The following is a 21,877-nucleotide window of genomic DNA, read 5'->3' as shown; positions in this document are numbered from 1 at the left end:
CAGACGCTCACGTGGCTGTCCCCCGCGACCTGGGCAAACAGAAATCCTGTGGATAACCGCGCCCCTGTGGACAACTACTCCGGCAGGCGCAGGTCCGGCTTCTCCAGCTCCTCGATGTTCACGTCCTTGAACGTGATCACCCGAACGTGCTTGACGAAGCGTGCCGGGCGGTACATATCCCATACCCACGCATCGCTCATCCGCACTTCGAAATACACCTCGCCGTCGGCGTTCTGCGGACGCAGTTCGACCGAATTGGCCAGGTAGAAGCGCCGTTCGGTCTCCACCACGTACGAGAACTGGCCGACGATGTCCTTGTACTCGCGGTACAACGACAGTTCCATCTCGGTTTCGTACTTCTCGAGGTCCTCAGCACTCATCGGGTGGGACGTCCTCCTGCTAGCAGCGCCGCGTTCATTGGTGACATCATCGCGCATGTGCCGCGCGAGTAGCCACTCGGCTACCTCCGGGCGCCTCGAGCTCGCGCACATTCCGCCAGGAACGGCGGTGTTCTGTGCTCGGTCCGAGCTGCCGCAGGGCGGCGGTGTGCTCGGGCGTGTTGTAGCCCTTGTGCGCGGCGAAACCGTAGCCGGGTAGCTGGGCGTCGAGCTCGACCATCATCCGGTCCCTGGTCACCTTCGCCAGGATGCTCGCGGCCGCGATGCAGGCCGCGGTGCCGTCGCCGCCGATCACCGGCAGCGACGGTGCGGGCAGGCCGGGCACCTTGAATCCGTCGGTCAGGATGTAGCCGGGGGTGCGTTCGAGGCCGACGACGGCTCGGCGCATGCCCTCGATATTGGCGACGTGGATCCCGATCGAGTCGATCTCCCACGCAGGTACCACCACGACGCTCCAGGCCAGCGACAACCGCTGAACCACCGGGAACAGCTCCTCACGGGCCGCCTCCGTGAGTTTCTTGGAGTCGTCGAGCCCGGCGAGCTTGTCGTAGGCCTTGGGCGCGAGCAGGCACGCGGCGACCACCAGCGGACCCGCGCAGGGTCCGCGCCCCGCCTCGTCGACACCGGCCACCGGCGCGAGGCCACCGCGCACGAGCGCGGCCTCGAGCGTGCGTAGTCCCGCCGCCCGGCGCATCACCATCCGCGGCGGCCAGCTGGTCCGATCCTGCCCCACAGTTCGATTGTCCCGTCGCGTCAGTTCGACTGGGTGTTCCGGGTGCGCGTTCGCCCCGGAACACCCCTGCTCAACGTGTCAGTTCTCTTGCGCGTTCTGGCCCAGAACACTCATCCTCGTCGCGTTAGTTCTCTTGCGGGTTCTGGGTCTTCACTGGGCCCATCCGGTTCGGCGGCCAGATCTTGAACACCGTTTTGCCGCGGACGTTGTCCACCGGCACGGTGCCCTGTAGATCGTCGCTGACGTGGGCGCGCGAATCAGCCGACTCGTTGCGGTTGTCGCCCATCACCCACAGATTGCCCTCCGGCACCTTCACCGGGCCGAACACCCGGCCCGCCGGGTACACGGCGTTGGGACGGTCGGTGTACCAGGGGTAGTCCTTCTTGATGTACGGCTCGTCGAGCGGTTTGCCGTCGACCATGACGCGCCCCTGCGGATCACAGCACTGCACGGTTTGCCCGCCGACCGCGATCACGCGCTTGACCAGATCGTTCTCGTCCGGCGGGACCAGCCCGAAGTAGGACAGGAAGTTCTGCAGACCGCGCACGACAGTGTTGTCCGAACGCACCGACTTGTAGTGCCCGTTCCACGACGGCGGTCCGACGAACACCACCACGTCGCCCGGTCCGGGTTCGGAGCCGTAATAGCTGATCTTCTGGACGTAGATGCGATCACCGATCAGCAGCGTGTTCTCCATCGACTGCGAGGGGATCACATACGGCCGACCGACGAAAGTCACCATCAACGCGGCGATCACCGCTGCGATCACGACAAGTATCGGCAGCTCCTGCCAGAACGGGCGCTGCTTCTTGTCGCCGCGCTTTTTTCTGCGCCGCCCACCTTCGTCACCCGAATCGGACACCGACACCGACTCACTTTCGTCTGCCACGCCGAACAGAGTAGCCCGGCACCCTGACGTGAGTCGGGTACCGGGCTACCTGAAGAATTCTGGTACTGCGAAGTGCTACTGCGAGATCAGCGCTTTTCCTTGATCTTGGCAGCCTTGCCGCGCAGGTCGCGCAGGTAGTACAGCTTGGCGCGACGCACGTCACCGCGGGTCACGACATCGATGTGGTCGATGTTGGGGCTGTGCACGGGGAAGGTGCGCTCGACACCGACGCCGAAGGACACCTTGCGGACCGTGAAGGTCTCGCCGATGCCGCCGCCGTGACGCCGGATCACGACGCCCTTGAAGACCTGGATGCGCTCCTTCGAGCCTTCGATGACCTTCACGTGCACGTTCAGGGTGTCGCCCGGACGGAAGTCGGGGACGTCGCTACGCAGCGACTTCTCGTCGACGAAATCAAGGGTGTTCATTTTCCACCTTTTCGGATTCTTTGCGTGAACAGAGGAACCTGGCGGCACTCGCGCGCTCGACCGGTTCATGCTCAGAACAGGAGTGCTCTCGGACATGACTCGTCCAAGGCAACCGGTTCATTGTGCCAGACCGGGTAGCCCTGATCGAAATCGGGCCTCACTGCTCGTCGGTCTGGTCGGTTCGGCGGCGCGGCAGCAGGTGCGGATGCGGCGGCGGTGCCGAGGGCGCCGGGACAACGGTACGCGCCAACTCCGCCTCGGCTGCCGTACGCGCGTGCTCGACGTCGGGCTTGCCCGCGATCAGGTCCTGGATGAAGATCTTCGCGCGGATGACCGGGCGACGGTAGCGCCGCTCCCGCGCGACCGCGCGGTTCATGGTCTTGGGCCGGTGACCGTAGCGCCAACGTGCCCACGGGGCGCCCGGCCTGCTCAAGCGCACCGCGCCGACCAGCAGCAGCGGCGTGAAGAACATGCCGAACAGCCCGGTCCAGATCTTGCCCTTGGCGATCACGATCGCGGCGAGCACCAGATTCACTGTGATCGTGATCACCACCCCGACCCGCACCCCGACACCGCGCGATGCCCGGAAGTCGTCGTAGTCCAGAAACGTCGCCGGTTGGACGCCGAGCAGGAGCAGACCGGTCACGGCGAAGGCGACGAAGACGGCGTCCACCGAGGTTCGGCCCTGCTCGGACCAGTAGACATCACGCAGATAGAAGATCAGCGCGAACTCGTCGAGTACCAGCGCGGCGCCGATCCCGAAGATCGCGGCCAGCACGCTCGAGGTGACCTGGGTGGAGTCCTCGGCGGTGGCGATCAGCCCGATGCCCGACAGCAGCACGGTGATCACGCCGAACACCATGTGGTGGATGTGGGTGTCGCCGGCTTTCACATTGCCCGGCCACCAGCGCACATTGGCCCGGATCATCCGCACACTCACCCGGATCACCACGAAGCCGAGGATGAACCCCAGCAGGAAACAGAGCAGGGGCAGGCGGCCGTGCGCGATCACCGCTTCCTCGAGCCACCGTCGCATGCCGCCCGCCCTGTCGTCGAGTTGCTACCTACTTGTTGCCGAAACCAGCCGCGCGCAGGGCGTCTGCCATCGAACCGCTCGGTGCCGCAGCCTGCTTGCGCTGGTTACCGCCGCCGTTGCCCTGACGCCCCTGTCCCTGGTTGCGGGCAGGCGCCGGACCACGACCGCCTTGCTGTCCACGACCCTGACCGCGCGGCGCGCCACCTCCACGATTGTCCCCCTGCGCGGGCTTGCCCGGCTCGTCATCGAGCCGCAGGGTGAGCCCGATCCGCTGACGGGCGACGTCGACCTCGAGAACCTTCACCTTCACCACGTCACCGGACTTCACCACTTCGCGCGGATCCTTGACGAAGGTGTGCGACAGCGCCGACACGTGCACGAGACCGTCCTGATGAACGCCGACATCGACGAACGCGCCGAACGCGGCCACATTCGTCACGACGCCCTCGAGCACCATCCCGGGCTTCAGGTCGGCGACCTTCTCGATGCCCGCGGCGAACTCGGCGGTCTTGAATTCCGGACGCGGGTCCAGGCCCGGCTTCTCCAGCTCGGCGATGATGTCGCTGACGGTGGGCACACCGAACTTCTCGTCGGTGAAGTCGCCGGGCTTCAACGCGCGCAGAGTGCTGGTGTTGCCGATGACCTCGGCCATCTCCCGGCCGGTGTGCTCGAGAATGCGGCGCACCACCGGATAGGCCTCGGGGTGCACGGCGGAGGTGTCCAGCGGGTCGGCACCGCCGCGGATACGCAGGAAGCCCGCGCACTGCTCGAAAGCCTTCGGCCCCAGGCGCGGAACCTCGAGCAGGGCCTTGCGGCTGTTGAAAGGCCCGTTCTGATCACGGTGGGCCACAATGCTTTCCGCCACCGACGAGGAAACACCCGACACGCGCGAGAGCAGCGGCACCGAAGCCGTGTTCACGTCGACACCGACGGCGTTCACCGCGTCTTCGACGACCGCGCCCAGCGAGCGCGCGAGCAGCGTCTCGGATACGTCGTGCTGGTACTGGCCGACGCCGATCGACTTCGGATCGATCTTCACCAGTTCGGCGAGCGGGTCCTGCAGACGCCGGGCGATGGAGACCGCGCCGCGCAGCGACACGTCCATGTCGGGCAATTCGGCCGAGGCGTAGGCCGATGCGGAATACACCGAGGCGCCCGCCTCCGACACCACGATCTTGGTCGGCTTGTTCTCCGGAATCCGCGAGATCAGTTCCACCGCGAGGGCATCGGTCTCGCGCGAGGCGGTGCCGTTGCCGATGGCGATGAGCTCCACACCGAAGCGGGCGACGAGCGCGGCCAGCACCGCGAGGGACTTCTCGGTCTGCCCCTGCGGCTTGTGCGGGTAGATCACCTCGGTCGCGACGGCCTTACCCGTGGCGTCGACGACGGCGACCTTCACGCCGGTGCGGTAACCGGGGTCGAGGCCCATGGTGGTGCGGGTGCCCGCGGGTGCGGCGAGCAACAGGTCGCGCAGGTTCGCGGCGAACACGTCGACCGCGTCCTTCTCGGCCGCCTGGCGCAACCGCATCCTGGTGTCGATACCCAGGCTCACGGCGAGCTTGGTGCGCCAGGCCCAGCGGACGGTGTCGAGCAGCCAGGAATCGGCCGGACGGCCCTTGTCGGCGATGCCGAACGCGACCGCGATGCGGCCCTCGTAGAGGGTGCGCTCGCCGGGTGCCGGTTCGTCGGTGTCGGCTTCGAGATGCAGTGTGAGCATCTCCTCCTTCTCCCCGCGCAGCAGCGCCAGGATCCGGTGCGAGGGCAGCTTGTGGAAGGGCTCGCTGAACTCGAAGTAGTCGGAGAACTTGGCTCCCGCCTCCTCCTTGCCCGCGCGCACCGTGGAGGTGATCTGGCCGCGTTTCCACATCAGCTCACGCAGCTCACCGACCAGGTCGGCGTCTTCGGCGAAGCGTTCGACCAGGATCGAGCGGGCGCCGTCGAGCTGTTCGGCGGTGTAGGCGGCCGGATCGGTGCCCGGGTCGCCGATCAGCGCGTCGGCCACCGGCTCGTGTCCGGCTTCGCGCGCGATCTGCGCCTTGGTGCGGCGCTTGGGCTTGTACGGCAGGTAGATGTCTTCCAGGCGCGCCTTGGTCTCGGCGAGCATGAGCTGCGAGTGCAGAGTGGGATCGAGTTTGCCCTGGCCGCGAATGGATTCGATGATCGCGCCGCGGCGCTCGTCGAGCTCACGCAGATACCCGAGCCGTTCCTCGAGCTGACGCAACTGGGCATCGTCGAGGCCGTCGGTGACCTCTTTGCGGTAGCGCGCGATGAACGGAACCGTCGAACCACCGTCGAGCAGTTCGACGGCGGCACGGACCTGGGTCTCGCGCACCCCCAGTTCATCGGCGATCCGCCTGCCTACGCTGGCGATGGTGGTCGTGCTGTCGGCGATCTCGGGCGCTGTCGTCACAGCCGCAGAGACTACAGCTCATGACCGACACCGCGCTGGCACCCAGGTCAGCGGATTGTCCGCACCTCGGGTTCGGTGATCGGGCGATCCAGCACGGTGTCGGTGCGTTCGCGCAGGAATTTGTCGAACATCGCCGCGACGTAGCCCCGCACGAGCGACGCCATGCGATCCGGATCGATGGCGCCGAGGTAGGTCGACGCGGCGGGCCGGGCGACGGCGGGTACCAGCGACGGCATGTCGGTGAAGTCGTAATGCGCCGAATCCGCTATGGCCAGATGACGTTTCCAGCCGGTGGCCCCCTGCCAGAACGCGTCGAGGGACGGATTCGCATCACCGACTTCCTCGATCTGCTCGCTGGTCAGGACCAGGGTGGGCCGATCGACGCCCTCGGTCACCGCGCGGCCGAACGCCTCGTCCACCCCGATCTGCCCGTCCATGTCGACGGCCGCGTCGATGCGGCGGTCCTCGTGCATGGCCTCGACGGCGGTGTACCCGCCCGACGAATGTCCGACGGCGCCGATCCGGTTCAGGTCGAGCACCCGGCCCAGATCGGCGGGTAGGGGGTCGGATTCGGCATCGGGGTTGGTCCCCGCGGCCAGCCCGGCAAGGGAGTCGAGCACGAACCGGAGATCGAGCAGCCGTGCGGCGATGTACTTCTCGCGGATCGCGGTGTCGAAGCCGTTGGGCGCCGGGGCGGGCCGCACGAGCCGGCCGCCGGGGAACTCGACGGCCGGACCGGTTTCATAGGTGTGATCGATGGTCACCACCACGTAGCCGCGCGAGGCCAGGTCCTCGGCGAGCCCGGTGCCCAGAATCCGCGAGACACCGGCGCCGGGGGTGTACAGCACGACCGGGTAGGCGCCCGCCGCCTCCGCGGGCGCCTCCCGGTGGGCGTGAGTCAGGGCGCCGGGCAGCTCGATGCCGAGTTCGTCCTCCAGTCCGGGGATCAGTTCGGTCGACGCGTAATGCGCACGCGGGTAGCGATTCACCTCGGTCGCCGGGTAGAACACCGAGACCATCAGTTCCCTCGACCGGTCGGGCTGGAACGGATCCGGCCGTGCGTCGTCGACCAGGTGCAGCGTCGTGGCGCCGACCGGCAGAGTTGCACTGGGACTCGGGAGAACGCCGACCCCGCCCGGCCCGGCGTCGGCACCACCCGCACTCGACGCGACCACCGCGCAGACCGACATCGATACCACCACTACACGACGGAACACCGTCTCCCCCATCATTGTTCAGTACCATCCCGAACGCCCGACCGTCGCGAACACGCTAGCAACAAGCGCTGGTGCCCGCGACGGATCGAGCCAGGGTGCGCTCCAGCCGCTCAGCCGAGGATGTCCCTGGCAAGTTCGCGCATCTCGGCCTTGCGCACCTTGCCGGTGACCGTCATCGGGAACTCGTCGACCACGTGCACATAGCGCGGGATCTTGTAGTGAGCCAGGCGTCCGGCGCAGAAGGTGCGGACGGTGTCGGCGTCGAGGGGTTTCGCGCCCTCACGGAGCCGGAGCCAGACCATGAGCTCCTCACCGTATTTGGCGTCAGGGACACCGATGACCTGGGCGTCGACGATATCGGGGTGGGTGTAGAGGAACTCCTCGATCTCGCGGGGGTAGATGTTCTCGCCGCCGCGGATCACCATGTCCTTGATCCGGCCGGTGACCGCGAGGTAGCCGTCGGCGTCCATGACGCCGATGTCGCCGGTGTGCATCCAGCGGGCGGCGTCGATCGCCTCGGCGGTCTTGTCGGGCTGTTCCCAGTACCCGAGCATCACCGAGTAGCCGCGGGTGCACAGTTCGCCCGGTTCGCCACGCGCCACGGTGCGCCCGGTCTCCGGGTCGACCACCTTCACCTCGAGGTGCGGGCCGACCCGGCCGACGGTGGCGGTGCGCCGGTCGATGCTGTCGTCGCGACGGGTCTGCGTGGACACCGGTGAGGTCTCGGTCATGCCGTAGCAGATGGACACCTCGCTCATCCCCAGCCGATCGATCACCCGTTTCATCACCTCGACCGGGCACGGTGAGCCCGCCATGATGCCGGTGCGCAGGCTCGACAGGTCGTAGTCGGCGCCGGAATCGAGTTCGGCCAGCATCGCGATGAACATCGTCGGCACACCGTAGAGCGAGGTGCAGCGTTCCGCGGCGACAGCGGCCAGCGCCGCGGCCGGGTCGAACGACGGCGACGGAATCACCGCGGTCGCACCGTGGGAGGTGACCGCGAGATTGCCCATCACCATGCCGAAGCAGTGGTAGTACGGAACCGGGATGCAGACCCGATCGGCCTCGGTGTATCCGCACAGTTCGCCGACGAAGAACCCGTTGTTGAGGATGTTGTGGTGGCTCAGCGTCGCGCCCTTCGGGAAACCCGTTGTTCCCGAGGTGTATTGGATGTTGATCGGGTCGTCGGCCGACAGCGTCTCGGCGATCGCACCGAGCCGCTGCCTGTCCGGCACGGTTTCGGCCACCTGCCGCCACGGCTCGGTGCCGAGAATCAGCACCTGTTCCAGGGCGGGACAGTTCGGCCGGACCTGCTCGATCATCGCGACGTAGTCCGAGCTCTTGAACTCCGGTGCGGCGATCAGCGTGCGTATCCCGGCCTGGACGAGAACGTATTCGAGTTCGCTGGTGCGGTAGGCGGGGTTGATGTTGACCAGGATGGCACCGATCTTCGCGGTGGCGTATTGCACGAGGAACCATTCCGCACAGTTGGGTGCCCAGATGCCGACCCGGTCACCGGGTTCGATGCCGTGTGCGGCGAGACCGGTCGCGACGGCGTCGACCGCCGCACCCACCTCGCGGTAGGTCCAGCGACGCCCTGCCGGGCAGTCGACGAGCGCGTCACGCGCGGGGTGGGCCGCGACGGCGCGGTCCAGATTCGCGCCGATGGTGTCGCCGAGCAGCGCGACCTCGGCGGGACCGCAGCTGTAGCTGAGTTCGGACATCACCGGATCTCCTTGCCGCGCAGCAGGAATCGCTGCACTTTGCCACTGGGCGTCTTGGGCAGGCTGTCCACGAAATGGACCCTTCTCGGATAAGCGTGGGCGGCGAACTCGTCCTTGACCAGCTGCTGCAGCTCGGCTGCCAACCCGGCGCTGCCCTCGATGCCGGTGCGGGTCACCACGAAGGCCTCCAGCACCTCACCGCGCAGTTCGTCGGGCATCCCGACCACGGCGGCCTCGGCGACCTGCTCGTGCAGAACCAGCACACTCTCGACCTCGAACGGGCCGATCCGGTAGCCCGCCATGATGATCACGTCGTCGTCGCGGGAGCTGAAGCGGAAGCAGCCGTCGGAATCGCGGGAGGCGACGTCACCGGTCAGATACCAGCGTCCGTCGGCGGTGAATCGGCTCGCGGTGCGCTCCGGATCGTCGAGGTAGCCGAGGAACCAGAGCAGCGGGCTGTGGTGGGTGTCGATGGCGACCCGGCCGATCTCACCGGGTGCCGCCTCGGTGTCGACGTCCTCGGCGAGGACCGCACAGGACCACCCGGGGAGCTGCCTGCCCATCGAACCGGGCGGGACGGCCACATCGAGGGCGGGGTGCCACGCATGGCAGATCACCATGCCGTGCTCGGTCTGACCGTAGTGGTCACGCACCGCAACCCCGAGTGTCCGCTGCGACCAGGCCACCACGTCCGGGGTCAACGGCTCGCCCGCCGACGACGCCCGGCGCAGGGCGAAGCCCTCCGGAGCCGGAGCGCTGTCGGCGCGCAACGCCCGATAGACGGTCGGCGCGGCGGCGAAGTTGGTGACGCCGAAGCGCTGCAACACGTCCCAGGTGAGTGACGCCGAGAACCCCGCGTGCAGCAGCAGGCTGCGCACGCCGGTGGCCAGCGGCCCCAGGATCGCGTAGTAGAGGCCGTACGCCCAGCCTGGATCGGCCGCGTTCCAGAAGACGTCCTCGGGGCGCACATCCAGGGCGAACTCCTGGTAGGCGTGGAACGACGCCAGCGCGCGCACCGGGATCGGCACGCCCTTGGGGGTTCCGGTGGTGCCGCTGGTGAACAGCTGGACCAGCAGGCCGTCGCCACCTACCGCCACCGGCTTCGCACGCGGGTCGTCGGACCGGTACCCGTCGAGCAGATCGTCGAAGCGCAGCGCGCCGGGGCTGTCGGCGTCACCGGCAACGATCGTCCGATAGCCGGCCGCCGCGAGTTTCGGCGCCTGGTCGGCATCGGCGACCACGACCTTCGCGCGGCTCGCGGTCAGCCGGAATTCGACGGCCGGGGGCGCGAACGCGGTGAACAACGGCACGTGCACCGCGCCGCGGCGCCAGATACCCAGCAGCGCCACCACGAGCTCGACGGATTTCGCCATCAATGTCGCCACCCGATCGCCGGGTTCGACGCCGAGTTCGGCCAGCGCGGCGGCGAACCGGGCCGAGCGCTCCCGCAGCTCACCGTAGGTCAGGTCGTGGGCGCGCAGATCGGACTCGATCACCGTGAACGCGATCTGCCCGGCCGGGTGCCGATCGCAGAGCAGATCGGCCGCACAGGCCTCTGGTCGGTCGTAGTGGTCGAGCAGGTCGCGCACCCGCACGTCCAGATCGGTAGTCATCGCAGCTTCTCCTCATCACCCGGGTATCGGCCACCGGGTCTGCCCTAGAATGTGGCATAGCTCACGTGTCCCACTACCCCCGAAAAGGGGTGATCCATGACTTCCCTGTTGCGCCCGCGCGACGGTGACGCGCTGCGCGCCGAGATCCGCTGGGTGGCGGGACGGGCGAGCGTCCCGGTGGTGTTCGGCGGCGCGGTGGACGAGGACACCCTGCTGCTCACCGAGTTCGCCGGCACCGTCACCACCGGTCTGCGCGGGCTGTCGGTGCTGCGCACCTCCGGGCTCGGCGGGCAGGCCATGGAGTACCGCAGGCCCGCGTCGGTGGCCGACTATCGAGGCTCGTCCGCGATCACCCACCACTACGACGCCGCGGTCGTCGGCGAAGGGTTGCGGTCGGTGATGGCCGTGCCGGTGCTGGTCGCCGACCGACCTCGCGCCGTGCTGTACGCCGCCACGCGTGGCACGGGCCCCCTCGGCGACCGCACCGCCGAGGTGATCCTGCAGGCGGGTAAGCGACTGGCCGCGGAGATCGCCGTCCGTGACGAGGTGGACCGGCGGGTCCGGCTGCTCGAGCTCGCGACACCGCCGGCGACGACCACCCCCGCGGCGACCGAGGAGTTGCGGGAGATCCACGCCGAGCTTCGCGCCCTCGCGGCCGCCACGGGCGATCTCGCCCTGCGCGACCGGCTTTCCGGGGTGTGCGAACGACTGACCGGGGTGTTGACCGGCGAGTCCGCCGGCGATGCGCCGCGGTTGTCGCGGCGCGAACTCGACGTGCTCGCCCAGATCGCCCTCGGCTGCACGAATCAGGAAGCGGCGCTTCGACTCTCGCTCGGCGCCGAGACCGTCAAGAGTTACCTGCGCCAGGCGATGAGCAAGCTGGATGCCGGCACCAGGCACGAGGCGGTGGCTCGGGCACGGCGGCACGGCCTGCTGCCCTGACCGCCGCGACCCACGACCGCTTCGACCCCTGCATCAGATGTGGGATATATCACCGCCATTCGGCCGCTGAATCCGCCGCAATGCCTCCGGCGCGACCGATCGGACCGGCAAGGTCTCACATCGTGGGCGCGACACCCCACACCGAATGTCACCGAGCGCTCACTCGGGTCAGCGTCCAATCATCAAGGGACGCAGTGCCTGTACTGGGAACATCGGCGCAGCGTCCGTTCGGCCTCGTCGCGTCCGACCCGACCGCGCCGACGGACGCTGGAACCGAACCCGTTCCGGATGGAACCAGCAACCCTCACTATGGACGATCGCACAAAGAACGACCTGGATGGATACCCAAATGTCTTTAGGGGAAAACAATCTCGGTCCCCGTCGCGCCCGGTAGCGTCGCTTCGATGACGGAGCCTTTTCAACTGGCCGGCCTCTCACTGGACTGTGACGACCCCGAGTCCCTCGCCCGCTTCTATCTCGGGCTGCTCGGTGGCCGTGTCCTGTGGAACGACGCGCACAGCGTCGGGATCCGAATCCCGTCGGGACTGACGGTCGCCGCGCAACGCGTCGAGGACTACTACCCGCCGCAGTGGCCCGGCACGGCCGCGGTGCACCTCGATCTCGCCGCCGACGCCGACCTCGATCTCTGCGAACAGCACGCCCTCGCGATCGGCGCCAAACCCGCACCGGTACAACCGGATCCGCGCTGGCGGGTATTGCTCGACCCCGCCGGGCACCCGTTCTGTATCACCACCCGGGTGATCCCGGGTTAGGTCAGGGCAACAGGTCGGGACGGCGCTGCGCCGTGCGTTCCAGTGACTGTTCGTGCCGCCACGCGGCGACCTTGGCATGGTCGCCCGACAGCAGGATCGGGGGCACCTCGAGGCCACGCCACGACACCGGCCGGGTGTAGCTGGGCCCTTCGAGGAGCCCGTCGGAGAACGAATCCTCCTGGTGGGACTGCTGATTGCCGAGCACGCCGGGGATCAGACGCACCACGGCCTCGGTCATCACGAGCACCGCGGCCTCGCCGCCGATGAGAACGTAGTCGCCGATGCTCACCTCTTCGACGCGGACGCGGCGGGCGGCATCGTCGAACACGCGCTGATCGATGCCCTCGTAGCGCCCGCAGGCGAACACGAGGTGCTTCTCGGTGGCCCAGCGCTGCGCGGTGGCCTGGGTGAACGGCACACCGGCCGGCGTGGGGACGACGAGCAGTGCGTCGTCCGGGCACACCTCGTCCAGGGCCTCGCCCCAGACGGTGGGCTTCATGACCATGCCGGGACCGCCGCCGTAGGGCGAATCGTCGACCGATTTGTGCACGTCGTGCGTCCAGTGGCGCAGATCGTGCACGCCGATCGAGATCAGGCCCTTGTCGACAGCCTTGCCGAGCAGCGCTGTCCGCAGCGGCTCGAGGTACTCCGGGAAGATCGTGACGACGTCGAGTTGCACGAATTACTCCGGATCGAGCAGGCCCTCGGGCGGCGTGATGACAACCAGTCCATCGGCGAGCGAAACCGTCGGCACGATGGCGGTGACAAAGGGAATGAGAATCTCGCGACCGTCGTCGGCGGCGCGCACCGACAGCAGTTCGCCCGCGGCCGAATGCAGCACCTCGGTGACCGTGCCGACGAGGGTGCCGTCGGTGAACTCGACCCGGAGGCCTTCGAGTTCGTGGTCGTAGAAGGCGTCGTCGTCCTCCGACGGCGGCAGCGAATCGCTGTCGACGACGAACAACGTGCCACGCAGGGCGTCGGCGGCGGTGCGATCGTCGATCCCGTCGACGAACACCAGAAGCCGGCCCGAGTGCTCTCGGGCCGACTTCACGGTGTAGTCACGGGTCGCCGAGGACTTCGGCATCCTGCCGCGCAGCGTGACGCCCGGCGCGAACCGGACGTCCGGTTCGTCGGTGCGAACATCGACGACGAGTTCGCCGCGCACACCGTGCGACTTGGCGACCCGACCTACGACGAGTTCCATCTAGGCGTCGGTATCGACCACGTCGACCCGGATCCCACGGCCGCCGATGCCAGCGACCAGGGTGCGCAGCGCGGTCGCGGTACGACCACCGCGCCCGATCACCTTGCCCAGGTCTTCAGGATGGACGTGTACCTCGACGGTGCGTCCACGACGTCCGGTGAGCAGCTCGACACGGACGTCGTCAGGGTTGGCGACGATGCCGCGAACCAGATGTTCGACGGCATCGGCAACAACAGCAGTCATTACTCGGCAGCCTCGGTGGCGGCTTCCTCAGCGGCAGCCTCGTCCTTCTTGGCGGCCTTCTTCTTCGGGGTGACGGCCTCGGTGGTGGGCGCGTTGTCGGCGGCGGCCAGCGCGGCGTTGAACAGGTCCAGCTTGGAGGTCTTCGCGGCCTTCACCTTCAGGGTGCCCTCGGTGCCCGGCAGGCCCTTGAACTTCTGCCAGTCGCCGGTGATCTCCAGCAGACGCTGCACCGACTCGGTGGGCTGCGCGCCGACCGACAGCCAGTACGCGACGCGCTCGGCGTCGATCTGGATCAGCGAAGGCTCTTCCTTCGGGTGGTACAGGCCGATGGACTCGATGGCGCGGCCGTCACGACGGGTACGGGCGTCGGCGACGACGACGCGGTACTGCGGGTTGCGGATCTTGCCGAGACGAGTGAGCTTGATCTTGACAGCCATGCTGTTCAGTCTTCTTTCAGTAGTTTTGGTCACCACGCGATTCGGCGACCCGCATGGTCTGCGGGTCCGGTTTCGCGCATGCGTGCGTGACCGCCGCGCGGTACGTAACCGGAGACGGGCTGACACTGTCCAGGAAGGACGAGGGTTCATTCTGCCAGACGACCCGCCGCGCCCGGAAATCGCCTCCGCTATTGCCGTCGACGCCGATTCAGCGGTGCCCGGTGACCGGATCGGGGGTCTTCACGACCAGGCCACGCAGCACGACCCATTGTGGGTCGGTGAGCGAGTGCGGGTTCACGCGGGGGTCGTGGGCGTAGACGACGAAGTCGGCCGGGGCGCCCTCGTCGATACCGGGGCGGCCGAGCCAGGTGCGGGCGTTCCACGACGCGGCGCCGAGAGCCTCGTGGGGTGACAGGCCCGCGCCGGACAGGGCGGTGATCTCGTCGGCGATGCGGCCGTGACGGATGGAGCCGCCCGCGTCGGTGCCCGCGTAGATCGGGACGCCCGCCTCGTGGGCTTTGCCGACGGTGTCGCGAACGCGGCGGTGCAGGTCGCGCATGTGGGCGGCGTAGACCGGGAACTTCGTGGCGCTGTCGGCGATGCCGGGGAAGGTGTCGATATTGATCAGGGTGGGGACCAGGGCGGTGCCGTTGGCCACCATCAGTTCGATGGTGTCGTCGGTGATGCCGGTGCCGTGTTCGAGGCAATCGATACCCGCGTTGATCAGGCCCGGCAGGGCGTCCTCACCGAACACGTGGGCGGTGACCCTTGCCCCGTTCGCGTGGGCGGCGTCGATGGCCTGCTTCAGGATGTCGTCACTCCACAGCGGGCGCAGGTCGCCGACGGAGCGGTCGATCCAATCCCCCACGATCTTCACCCAGCCGTCACCGAAGCGGGCCTGCTCGGCGACGATCTCGGGCAGGTCGCGCTCGTCGTCGAGTTCGATCCCGAGTTCGCGGATGTAGCGCTTGGGGCGGGCGATGTGACGACCCGCGCGGATGATCCGCGGCAGCTCGGCGTGCTCGTCGATGAAGCGGGTGTCGATCGGCGAGCCCGCGTCGCGCAGGAGCAGCGCCCCGGCGTCGCGTTCGGTCTCGGCCTGCTCGATCGCGCCGTCGCGGGTCTCGTCCCCGCCGCCGTAGCGAATGCCGACATGGCAGTGCGCGTCGACCAGGCCGGGCACGATCCAGCCTGTGCCGCACAGGGTTTCGGCACCACGCACGGGCTCGAACGTCACGGCGCCGTCGACAACCCAGAGGTCGCGCTCCCGGTCGCCGGGGAGAACTACACCACGCAGATGCACACGAACCTCCAGTCGTCGGCCTGAAACCGAACCTACCTCGCAGGATCGGCGCACGCACACGCTCCGAGGCCCGGCCACCGCGCCAGCACCGGGCGCGGGGTCGGCACCCTTCGGGCGAGCGGTCAGTCGCCTGAAGGATCGCCGTCGAGAAAGACCCGCACAGCGGTGATCCGCGGCCGGTCCGGGGCGAAGTCGACGAAGGCCACACCCCGCGACGCACCGACCCGCACGCTCACGCTGACCGTGCGACCCGCGGCGATCATCTTGTCCCACTCGATGTCTCGCGCGCGGTCGGCGAACTCCGTCACCGAGATCGGTCGCCCGGCGGGCAGCTCGCACACCGTCCGCTCATCGAGCAGCGCTCGCACGCCACCCGTGTCGCCGGACGCGACAGCAGCGAAGAGTCTGCCGACGATGCGCTTGCCGGAGCCGCCTATGCCGCGCAGCGCCCGCATCATGCCCATCGCTCCGCCCATGCCGAGCTCGCCCACGAGTTGCGGCCCGAGCTTCGCTCCCGCGAGCAATCCGGACGGGCCGGTGCGCAGCAGACGCGCGACCATCACCCCCAGCTCCCAGTGCGCGGCGAGCCGGGCGATCCGCCAGCCGCCATCGGTATCGACCAGGTCGTAGCGCAGATGCATCGGCACGGTGACGGTGGCGCCCGTCGACATCGTGGTCTCGATGTGCAGGTCACGCACCACCGCGTAGCCGGCGACGATGTCGCGGTCCACGCGGAAGGCGATGGCGTTCGGCGCGATGAAGACGTTGTAGAAACGCGAGATCGCGTCCGGGCCGATGTGCTCGCGCGAGCCGTACGGGTCGTGTACCGCCGCCTGCTCGGCGAACAGCCCGACCCACGCGGTCTTGTCGTGCGCGGCCACCGCACGCGGTGACGCCCGCACCGCCGCCAGCAGGTCCTCGGCGGTCCGATCCAACGACATGTAGGTCCTCCATAGTCACGCTCCCCCTCCGCGATCCATGATAGAACGTGTTCTAGTTTTGCGTCGGCGATCGTGCTCGGCGCCTGTTGGACAAGAGGATCTCGATGGACTGGTACACCGGGAACACCACCTACGACACCGTGCTGGCCATCGCCTTCGCCTTCGCCGCGTTCGTGATCGTCGGCGGGCTGTTCGCGCAGAGCCCCTACGGCCGCTTCGCGTCGAACAAGGTCGGCTTCAATCTCAACCCCAAGCTGGGCTGGTGGCTGATGGAGCTGCCCGCGACCGTCGTGTTCGCGGTGTTCTATCTCAGCGGCCCCGATCGTTTCGAGCCGGTGCCGCTGGTGCTGGCCGCCATCTGGTTGCTGCACTACGGCAATCGCGGCTGGTTCTTCCCGCTCTCCATCCGGCAGGTGCCGGGTAAGACGAGCAGCTTCAACGTTTCGGTGGTCGCGGCGGGCGTGTTCGTGACGGCCCTGCACGGCTACCTCAACGGCGCGTTCTTCAGCAACGACTACAAGAACCAGTACGGCACCGCCTGGCTCACCGATCCGCGCTTCCTGATCGGGCTGGTCGTGTACCTGTGCGGATTCGGGCTGCTGGTGCGATCCGAGGCGATCGTGCGCAATCTGCGGGACAAGAACAACCCCGGCGCCGCCGAGTACCGGGTCCCCCACGGCGCCGGCTTCCGCTTCGTCAGCAGCCCGGCCTACCTGGGCGAGCTGATCGCCTGGGCCGGGTTCGCCCTGCTCACCTGGTCGCTGGCCGGCGTCGCGATCTTCTTGATCACCGCGGGAAACCTGGTGCCGCGCGCCTTCGCCACCCACCGCTGGTACCGCGAGAAGTTCGCCGACTACCCGACCACCCGCAAAGCGCTGATCCCCGGCGTGATCTAACACGCCGACCAGCACCGCGACCCCTCAGGGCCGCGGACACGCGCGCGCCAGCGCGCCAACAATTCAGTTCTTGGGGAACTTCAGCTGGGACAGGTCGATCCCCTCCAGGCCGGGCGGCAGCTGATCGAGACCGGGGGGCATGTTCGACAGATCCATGCCCGGCGGCAAGCCCGGCATCCCGGCGGGCATTCCGGGGAACCCGCCGCGCATCTTCGGCTGAGTGGGCCCACGCCCGCCCTTCTTGCCCTTTTTACCGCCCTTTTTGTTGTTGCCGCGGCGAGCTCCCGGCATCCCCATCTGCCGACCCATCATCGCCATCATCTTCTTGGCTTCGAAGAACCGGTCGACGAGCTGGTTGACCTCGGAGACCTGCACCCCGGAACCGTTGGCGATGCGCAGGCGCCGCGAGGCGTTGATGATCTTCGGATTGTCCCGCTCGGCGCGGGTCATGCCCCGGATGATCGCCTGCACCCGGTCGAGCTGCTTGTCGTCGACCGCGGCCAGCGCGTCCTTCATCTGACCGGCGCCCGGCAGCATCCCGAGCAGATTGCCGATCGGGCCCATCTTGCGGATGGCCAGCATCTGATCGAGGAAGTCCTCGAGGGTGAGCTCGCCGCTGCCGATCTTGCGCGCGGTCTCCTCGGCCTGCTCGGCGTCATAGACCTGTTCGGCCTGCTCGATGAGGGTGAGCACATCGCCCATGCCGAGGATGCGCGAGGCCATCCGGTCGGGATGGAAGACGTCGAAGTCCTCGAGCTTCTCACCGGTGGAGGCGAACATGATCGGCGCGCCGGTGACGTTGCGGACCGACAGAGCGGCACCACCGCGGGCGTCACCGTCGAGCTTGGTGAGCACGACACCGGTGAACCCGACGCCGTCGCGGAAGGCCTCGGCGGTGCTCACCGCGTCCTGACCGATCATCGCGTCGAGCACGAACAGCGTCTCGTCGGGCTGCACGGCGTCGCGGATGCCGGCGGCCTGGCGCATCAGCTCGGCGTCGATACCGAGGCGGCCTGCGGTATCGACGATGACCACGTCGTACTGCTTGGCCTTGGCCTCTTCGATACCGGCCGCGGCGACGGCGACCGGGTCGGCCGCGGTGATCCCGAGCGGGTTCTCACCGCCACCGATGGAGGTGCCGCCGTGCGGGGCGAACACGGGCACGCCCGCGCGCTCACCGACGACCTGCAGCTGGGTGACCGCGCCGGGACGCTGGAGGTCACAGGCCACCAGCAACGGCTGGTGCCCCTGGCCCTTGAGCCATTTGGCCAGCTTGCCCGCGAGCGTGGTCTTACCCGCACCCTGCAGACCGGCCAGCATGATGACCGTCGGCGGGTTCTTGGCGAGATTGAGGCGACGGGTCTCGCCACCGAGGATCGCGACGAGTTCCTCGTTGACGATCTTGACGACCTGCTGCGCGGGATTGAGCGCGCCGGAGACCTCCGCGCCCTTGGCGCGTTCTTTGACGTTGGCGATGAAGCCGCGCACCACGGGCAGCGCGACGTCGGCCTCGAGGAGTGCGAGGCGGATCTCGCGCGCGGTGGCGTCGATGTCGGCCGGTGACAGACGCCCCTTACCGCGCAGATCCTGCAGTGCACCGGTAAGCCGGTCGGACAGGGATTCGAACACCGATCGCGCTCCTGATCTGAAAGGGTCTCAGGTCGTCTGACCGAAGCCGGACGTCTCTTGCCCTCCCAGGGTAATGGAGGTTATTCGGTATGTTGCACGTGCGGTGGCGCCGTGCGGCGCAACTCGTGCGATTCGATGTCCACCAGATACACCGCTTCTCTGCCGGTGAGGCCGAGTTCCCGGGAGAGCGCCTCGATCCGAATCCATTCGGAATCGGCACTGTCGGCGTGGTGGGCGGCGGTCGAGGCGATGGTCATCGCGGCCAACGCCTGCGCACCACTGAGGGTGCGACCCGGCAACCACGAAACCACCCACAGGTCACCACCGACGCACCGCGCGATGTGCGCGGTCGCGTCGCTGGTCATCATCGACGCGGAAACGACTTCGATAGCCACGGATCAGCTCCCCTCGTACGAGCGACAGCCGGACCAGGGGAATGCTATAGGTCCCATCTCGACTTATCGGGCCGCGAGGACGCTGTGTAGCAACCTGATAGCAATCAGTGAGTAAACCGTGTCCTTGCGGTGTCAGCCGGCGTCGGTGGTTTCGGTCGGCGGCGGGGTGGGCGCGGGCCGCGGAACCACGTCCAGGACGGCCTTTTCGATCCGGTCGCGCAGGGCTGGGCTGTCGGTGTCGCCCAGATCGAGGCAGAAGGCGTCGACCACAGCCGAGCCCATCGTGACCACCTTGGCCCACCGGACATTGGCTCCCGTCGCGGCGAACGCACCGGCCAGCCTGCTCAGCAAACCGATCCGGTCGTCGGCGCGCAGCTCCAGGATCACCTGTCCGGGAGTGCTGGTCGGTGACCAGATCAGGCGCGGCGCGGCGCGCGCGTACCGGCCTGGCCCGGTCCCGACAGCGTCGGTTTCGCGTTTGGCCAGCACCGCGGGCAGGTCGAGCGCGCCGGTGGTGGCCCGGATGAGTTCCTGACGCAGCAGACCCGCGTCCGGCGGATCGCCGAATTTCGGCATCACCACGAAGGTATTGATCGCCGATTCCCCCGCACTGCCCAGCGCGGCCGAGAGCACCCGCAACGCGTGCAGTGCCAGGACACCGGCGGCGTCGGAGAGCAGGCCGGGCTCGTCGGGGGCGATCACGGTCACCACGAAGGTGTGCTTGCCGTCACCGGGCGCGAGGGTGACGTGCACGCCGCCCGCCCTGGCCTTGTCCAGAAGCTCCGGGTCGATCGGTTCCGGTTGCGGCAGCGGCTCGCCCGCCATGACGAGCCGGCAGCGGCGCACCAGCTCACCGATCAGCGAGGCCTTCCAGTCGCCCCACACTCCGGGGCCGGTCGCCATCGAGTCGGCTTCGGCGAGCGTGTGCAGCAGTTCGAGCAGGCCGACGTCACCACCGAGCGCGTCGGCGACGTGCTGCACGGTCGCCGGGTCGTCGAGGTCGCGCCGGGTCGCGGTGTCGGGCAGGAGCAGGTGGTGGCGCACGATCGCGCTGAGGGTACGCACATCCGAAGGCCACATTCCGAGCCTGCGGCCGATATGCGTGGCCAGCTCGGCGCCGACGATGCTGTGGTCGCCCTGCCGCCCCTTGCCGATGTCGTGGAGCAGGGCGCCGAGCGCCAGCAGGTCGGGCCGGGCGACCCTGGTGCTCAGGCTGCTCGCGTAGGCGACCGTCTCCATCAGGTGCCGATCGACGGTCCAGGTGTGCATCGCATCGCGCGGCGGCAGATCACGGACCGCACCCCATTCGGGAAAGAGTCTGCCCCACAATCCGGTTCGATCGAGCGCCTCGACCGCGTCGATGCTGCCGCGACCCGCGCCGAGCAGGACGAGCAGATCGTTGAGCGCGTCCTTGGGCCACGGTTCGCGTAGTTCGGGCGCGTCCTCGGACAACCTGTTGAGCGTGGTCGCCGACATCGGCAACCCGGTCTGCGCCGATGCCGCCGCGACACGCAGGATCAGCCCGGGATCACGCTGCGGGCGGGCGTCTCTGGCCAGCACCACCTCGCCGGAGTGCTCGACCACCCCCTCATCGAGTGGTCGGCGCACCGGCATGCGGCGCAGTCTGGCCAGGCCGCGCCGCGGTAACGCGTTGGCGGCCGTGCGCAGACCGACGTCGCACGAATAGCTCACCGTACGCGCCGAATCGGTCAATGTCCGGGCGAGATCGAAGCGGTCGCCGATGCGCAGCGCGGCGCCGATCTCGTCGGCATCCTGGGCGCGCAGCTGATCGCGGGCCCGGCCTGCGACGCGGTGCAGTTCGGTGCGCACGTCGAGGAGCCTGCGGTGGGCCTGTTTCAGGCCGCCGCCGGGGACCTCAGGGCCCAATCCCGGCATGGCGTCGGTCAATTGGGCGATCGAGAGCGCGTCGAGCAGCTGGATATCGCGCAGCCCGCCGCGACCGTTCTTGAGATCGGGTTCGGCGCGATGGGCGATCTCGCCGCTGCGCTGCCAGCGGGCGGTGGTCTGGGCGATCAGATCGTCGAAGCGGGACCGGATACCGGTGCGCCATTCCCGGCGCACGCCGCCGATGAGCAGATTGCTGAGGTCTCGGTCGCCGACGATGTGGCGCGCCTCCAGCAGGCCGAGCGCGGCGATCATGTCGTCGGCGGCCACCCGCAGCGCCTGCGGCACGGTGCGCACGCTGTGGTCGAGCTTGATGTGGGCGTCCCAGAGCGGGTACCAGAGTTGATCGGCGACCTCCGAAACCACCTTGGGGTCGACGTCGTCGTGCAGCAGCACGAGGTCGAGATCGGAGTAGGGCAGCATCTCGCGGCGTCCGAGTCCACCCACCGCGACGAGCGAGAGGCCGCTGTCGGCGGTGATGCCGAGTTCGTTGCCCTTGCTGGTGAGCCACAGTTCGAACAGATCGACCAAGGCCTCGCGCAGCGATTCCGGATCGAGCCGCGGATTGCGGGTGCCCGCTCCGTCGAGCAGTTGCGACCTGGCCTTGACCAGGTCCGCCGCTCCGTTGTTCTGAATACCACCGTTCCGCTGTGCCACAGCCCACACCACCATTTCATGCGGGCGGCCCCGCCCCGACCGGATCAGTCTCACCGGTGGGAGCGGGGCCGCCGCTCGATCGATTTATCGTGCGTGCCCTA

General features: G+C 68.2%; 21 protein-coding genes. 3 read left to right on the top strand and 18 right to left on the bottom strand.

The window, feature by feature from the left end; all coding sequences use genetic code 11:
* Positions 1-74: 74 nt before the first annotated feature.
* From ACFQ9R_RS19360 to ACFQ9R_RS19320, 9 genes are all read right to left on the bottom strand, one after another.
* On the bottom strand, positions 75-380 hold the full coding sequence (locus tag ACFQ9R_RS19360) for a DUF2469 domain-containing protein (RefSeq protein WP_011210678.1): 306 nt from the start codon (positions 378-380) through the stop codon (positions 75-77).
* Between the two features lie 46 nt (positions 381-426).
* Complete coding sequence (locus tag ACFQ9R_RS19355) at positions 427-1,131, bottom strand: ribonuclease HII (protein ID WP_378992196.1); 705 nt, start codon at positions 1,129-1,131, stop codon at positions 427-429.
* Positions 1,132-1,255: 124 nt separating this feature from the next.
* Entirely contained in the window at positions 1,256-2,020 is a 765-nt protein-coding gene (gene lepB, locus ACFQ9R_RS19350) for a signal peptidase I (protein ID WP_378992195.1), read from the bottom strand.
* 86 nt (positions 2,021-2,106) lie between these two features.
* Positions 2,107-2,448, bottom strand: a complete 342-nt coding sequence (gene rplS / locus ACFQ9R_RS19345; protein WP_071929278.1) for a 50S ribosomal protein L19 — start codon at positions 2,446-2,448, stop codon at positions 2,107-2,109.
* Between the two features lie 157 nt (positions 2,449-2,605).
* On the bottom strand, positions 2,606-3,484 hold the full coding sequence (locus ACFQ9R_RS19340; RefSeq protein ID WP_378992193.1) for a hypothetical protein: 879 nt from the start codon (positions 3,482-3,484) through the stop codon (positions 2,606-2,608).
* A gap of 28 nt (positions 3,485-3,512) precedes the next feature.
* Complete coding sequence (locus ACFQ9R_RS19335) at positions 3,513-5,894, bottom strand: Tex family protein (RefSeq protein ID WP_378992192.1); 2,382 nt, start codon at positions 5,892-5,894, stop codon at positions 3,513-3,515.
* A 47-nt stretch (positions 5,895-5,941) separates the two neighbouring features.
* Positions 5,942-7,111: an alpha/beta hydrolase family protein gene (locus tag ACFQ9R_RS19330; RefSeq protein WP_378992190.1), complete on the bottom strand. Its 1,170-nt coding sequence runs from the start codon at positions 7,109-7,111 to the stop codon at positions 5,942-5,944.
* 110 nt (positions 7,112-7,221) lie between these two features.
* Positions 7,222-8,835: an AMP-binding protein gene (locus ACFQ9R_RS19325; protein WP_378992188.1), complete on the bottom strand. Its 1,614-nt coding sequence runs from the start codon at positions 8,833-8,835 to the stop codon at positions 7,222-7,224.
* Positions 8,835-10,448 carry an AMP-binding protein gene (locus tag ACFQ9R_RS19320; protein WP_378992186.1) on the bottom strand — a complete coding sequence of 538 codons (1,614 nt, stop codon included), beginning with the start codon at positions 10,446-10,448 and terminating at the stop codon, positions 8,835-8,837. Before ACFQ9R_RS19320 ends, ACFQ9R_RS19325 begins: the two co-directional genes overlap by 1 nt.
* Before the next feature lie 96 nt (positions 10,449-10,544).
* Between ACFQ9R_RS19320 and ACFQ9R_RS19315 the strand changes: the two genes are divergently transcribed.
* Both ACFQ9R_RS19315 and ACFQ9R_RS19310 read left to right on the top strand, forming a co-directional pair.
* Complete coding sequence (locus ACFQ9R_RS19315) at positions 10,545-11,390, top strand: LuxR C-terminal-related transcriptional regulator (protein WP_378992184.1); 846 nt, start codon at positions 10,545-10,547, stop codon at positions 11,388-11,390.
* 404 nt (positions 11,391-11,794) lie between these two features.
* Entirely contained in the window at positions 11,795-12,163 is a 369-nt protein-coding gene (locus ACFQ9R_RS19310) for a VOC family protein (RefSeq protein WP_378992183.1), read from the top strand.
* A gap of 1 nt (position 12,164) precedes the next feature.
* Here the strand turns inward: ACFQ9R_RS19310 and trmD are convergent, their stop codons facing one another.
* The 6 genes from trmD to ACFQ9R_RS19280 form a co-directional block, all read right to left on the bottom strand.
* Complete coding sequence (gene trmD / locus ACFQ9R_RS19305; RefSeq protein WP_378992180.1) at positions 12,165-12,842, bottom strand: tRNA (guanosine(37)-N1)-methyltransferase TrmD; 678 nt, start codon at positions 12,840-12,842, stop codon at positions 12,165-12,167.
* Positions 12,843-12,845: 3 nt separating this feature from the next.
* Positions 12,846-13,370 carry a ribosome maturation factor RimM gene (gene rimM, locus ACFQ9R_RS19300; protein ID WP_378626368.1) on the bottom strand — a complete coding sequence of 175 codons (525 nt, stop codon included), beginning with the start codon at positions 13,368-13,370 and terminating at the stop codon, positions 12,846-12,848.
* Positions 13,371-13,613: an RNA-binding protein gene (locus ACFQ9R_RS19295; protein WP_056811833.1), complete on the bottom strand. Its 243-nt coding sequence runs from the start codon at positions 13,611-13,613 to the stop codon at positions 13,371-13,373.
* Complete coding sequence (rpsP, locus tag ACFQ9R_RS19290) at positions 13,613-14,050, bottom strand: 30S ribosomal protein S16 (RefSeq protein ID WP_378626367.1); 438 nt, start codon at positions 14,048-14,050, stop codon at positions 13,613-13,615. Before rpsP ends, ACFQ9R_RS19295 begins: the two co-directional genes overlap by 1 nt.
* Positions 14,051-14,258: 208 nt before the next feature.
* Positions 14,259-15,353: an amidohydrolase family protein gene (locus ACFQ9R_RS19285; protein ID WP_378992179.1), complete on the bottom strand. Its 1,095-nt coding sequence runs from the start codon at positions 15,351-15,353 to the stop codon at positions 14,259-14,261.
* A gap of 122 nt (positions 15,354-15,475) precedes the next feature.
* Complete coding sequence (locus ACFQ9R_RS19280; RefSeq protein ID WP_378992178.1) at positions 15,476-16,294, bottom strand: nuclear transport factor 2 family protein; 819 nt, start codon at positions 16,292-16,294, stop codon at positions 15,476-15,478.
* Between the two features lie 104 nt (positions 16,295-16,398).
* On the opposite strand from ACFQ9R_RS19280, the gene ACFQ9R_RS19275 reads away from it, so the two are divergent.
* Positions 16,399-17,190, top strand: a complete 792-nt coding sequence (locus tag ACFQ9R_RS19275) for a 3-oxo-5-alpha-steroid 4-dehydrogenase (protein ID WP_378992176.1) — start codon at positions 16,399-16,401, stop codon at positions 17,188-17,190.
* Positions 17,191-17,253: 63 nt separating this feature from the next.
* Here the strand turns inward: ACFQ9R_RS19275 and ffh are convergent, their stop codons facing one another.
* The 3 genes from ffh to ACFQ9R_RS19260 form a co-directional block, all read right to left on the bottom strand.
* The gene (ffh, locus tag ACFQ9R_RS19270) at positions 17,254-18,819 is read right to left on the bottom strand and encodes a signal recognition particle protein (protein WP_056811842.1); all 1,566 of its coding nucleotides are present in this window, start codon (positions 18,817-18,819) and stop codon (positions 17,254-17,256) included.
* A gap of 80 nt (positions 18,820-18,899) precedes the next feature.
* Positions 18,900-19,214: a hypothetical protein gene (locus ACFQ9R_RS19265; protein WP_378992174.1), complete on the bottom strand. Its 315-nt coding sequence runs from the start codon at positions 19,212-19,214 to the stop codon at positions 18,900-18,902.
* A 132-nt stretch (positions 19,215-19,346) separates the two neighbouring features.
* Positions 19,347-21,791, bottom strand: a complete 2,445-nt coding sequence (locus ACFQ9R_RS19260) for a [protein-PII] uridylyltransferase (RefSeq protein WP_378992173.1) — start codon at positions 21,789-21,791, stop codon at positions 19,347-19,349.
* Between the last annotated feature and the right edge of the window lie 86 nt (positions 21,792-21,877).

Origin of the sequence: Nocardia sp. NPDC056541 (assembly GCF_042794235.1) — a bacterium.
Classification (GTDB): domain Bacteria; phylum Actinomycetota; class Actinomycetes; order Mycobacteriales; family Mycobacteriaceae; genus Nocardia.
Note: the sequence above shows the minus strand (reverse complement) of the source record. Positions and strands in the feature narration are given on the sequence as shown.

Bases quoted from the DNA above. Each gene is read 5' to 3' on its own strand.
- ACFQ9R_RS19340 (WP_378992193.1), bottom strand. From the start codon at position 3,484: ATGCGACGGTGGCTCGAGGAAGCGGTGATCGCGCACGGCCGCCTGCCC.
- ACFQ9R_RS19325 (WP_378992188.1), bottom strand. From the start codon at position 8,835: ATGTCCGAACTCAGCTACAGCTGCGGTCCCGCCGAGGTCGCGCTGCTC.
- ACFQ9R_RS19310 (WP_378992183.1), top strand. From the start codon at position 11,795: ATGACGGAGCCTTTTCAACTGGCCGGCCTCTCACTGGACTGTGACGAC.
- rplS (WP_071929278.1), bottom strand. From the start codon at position 2,448: ATGAACACCCTTGATTTCGTCGACGAGAAGTCGCTGCGTAGCGACGTC.
- ACFQ9R_RS19315 (WP_378992184.1), top strand. From the start codon at position 10,545: ATGACTTCCCTGTTGCGCCCGCGCGACGGTGACGCGCTGCGCGCCGAG.
- ACFQ9R_RS19320 (WP_378992186.1), bottom strand. From the start codon at position 10,448: ATGACTACCGATCTGGACGTGCGGGTGCGCGACCTGCTCGACCACTAC.
- ACFQ9R_RS19260 (WP_378992173.1), bottom strand. From the start codon at position 21,791: ATGGTGGTGTGGGCTGTGGCACAGCGGAACGGTGGTATTCAGAACAAC.
- ACFQ9R_RS19280 (WP_378992178.1), bottom strand. From the start codon at position 16,294: ATGTCGTTGGATCGGACCGCCGAGGACCTGCTGGCGGCGGTGCGGGCG.
- ACFQ9R_RS19275 (WP_378992176.1), top strand. From the start codon at position 16,399: ATGGACTGGTACACCGGGAACACCACCTACGACACCGTGCTGGCCATC.
- rpsP (WP_378626367.1), bottom strand. From the start codon at position 14,050: ATGGCTGTCAAGATCAAGCTCACTCGTCTCGGCAAGATCCGCAACCCG.
- rimM (WP_378626368.1), bottom strand. From the start codon at position 13,370: ATGGAACTCGTCGTAGGTCGGGTCGCCAAGTCGCACGGTGTGCGCGGC.
- ACFQ9R_RS19295 (WP_056811833.1), bottom strand. From the start codon at position 13,613: ATGACTGCTGTTGTTGCCGATGCCGTCGAACATCTGGTTCGCGGCATC.
- ACFQ9R_RS19360 (WP_011210678.1), bottom strand. From the start codon at position 380: ATGAGTGCTGAGGACCTCGAGAAGTACGAAACCGAGATGGAACTGTCG.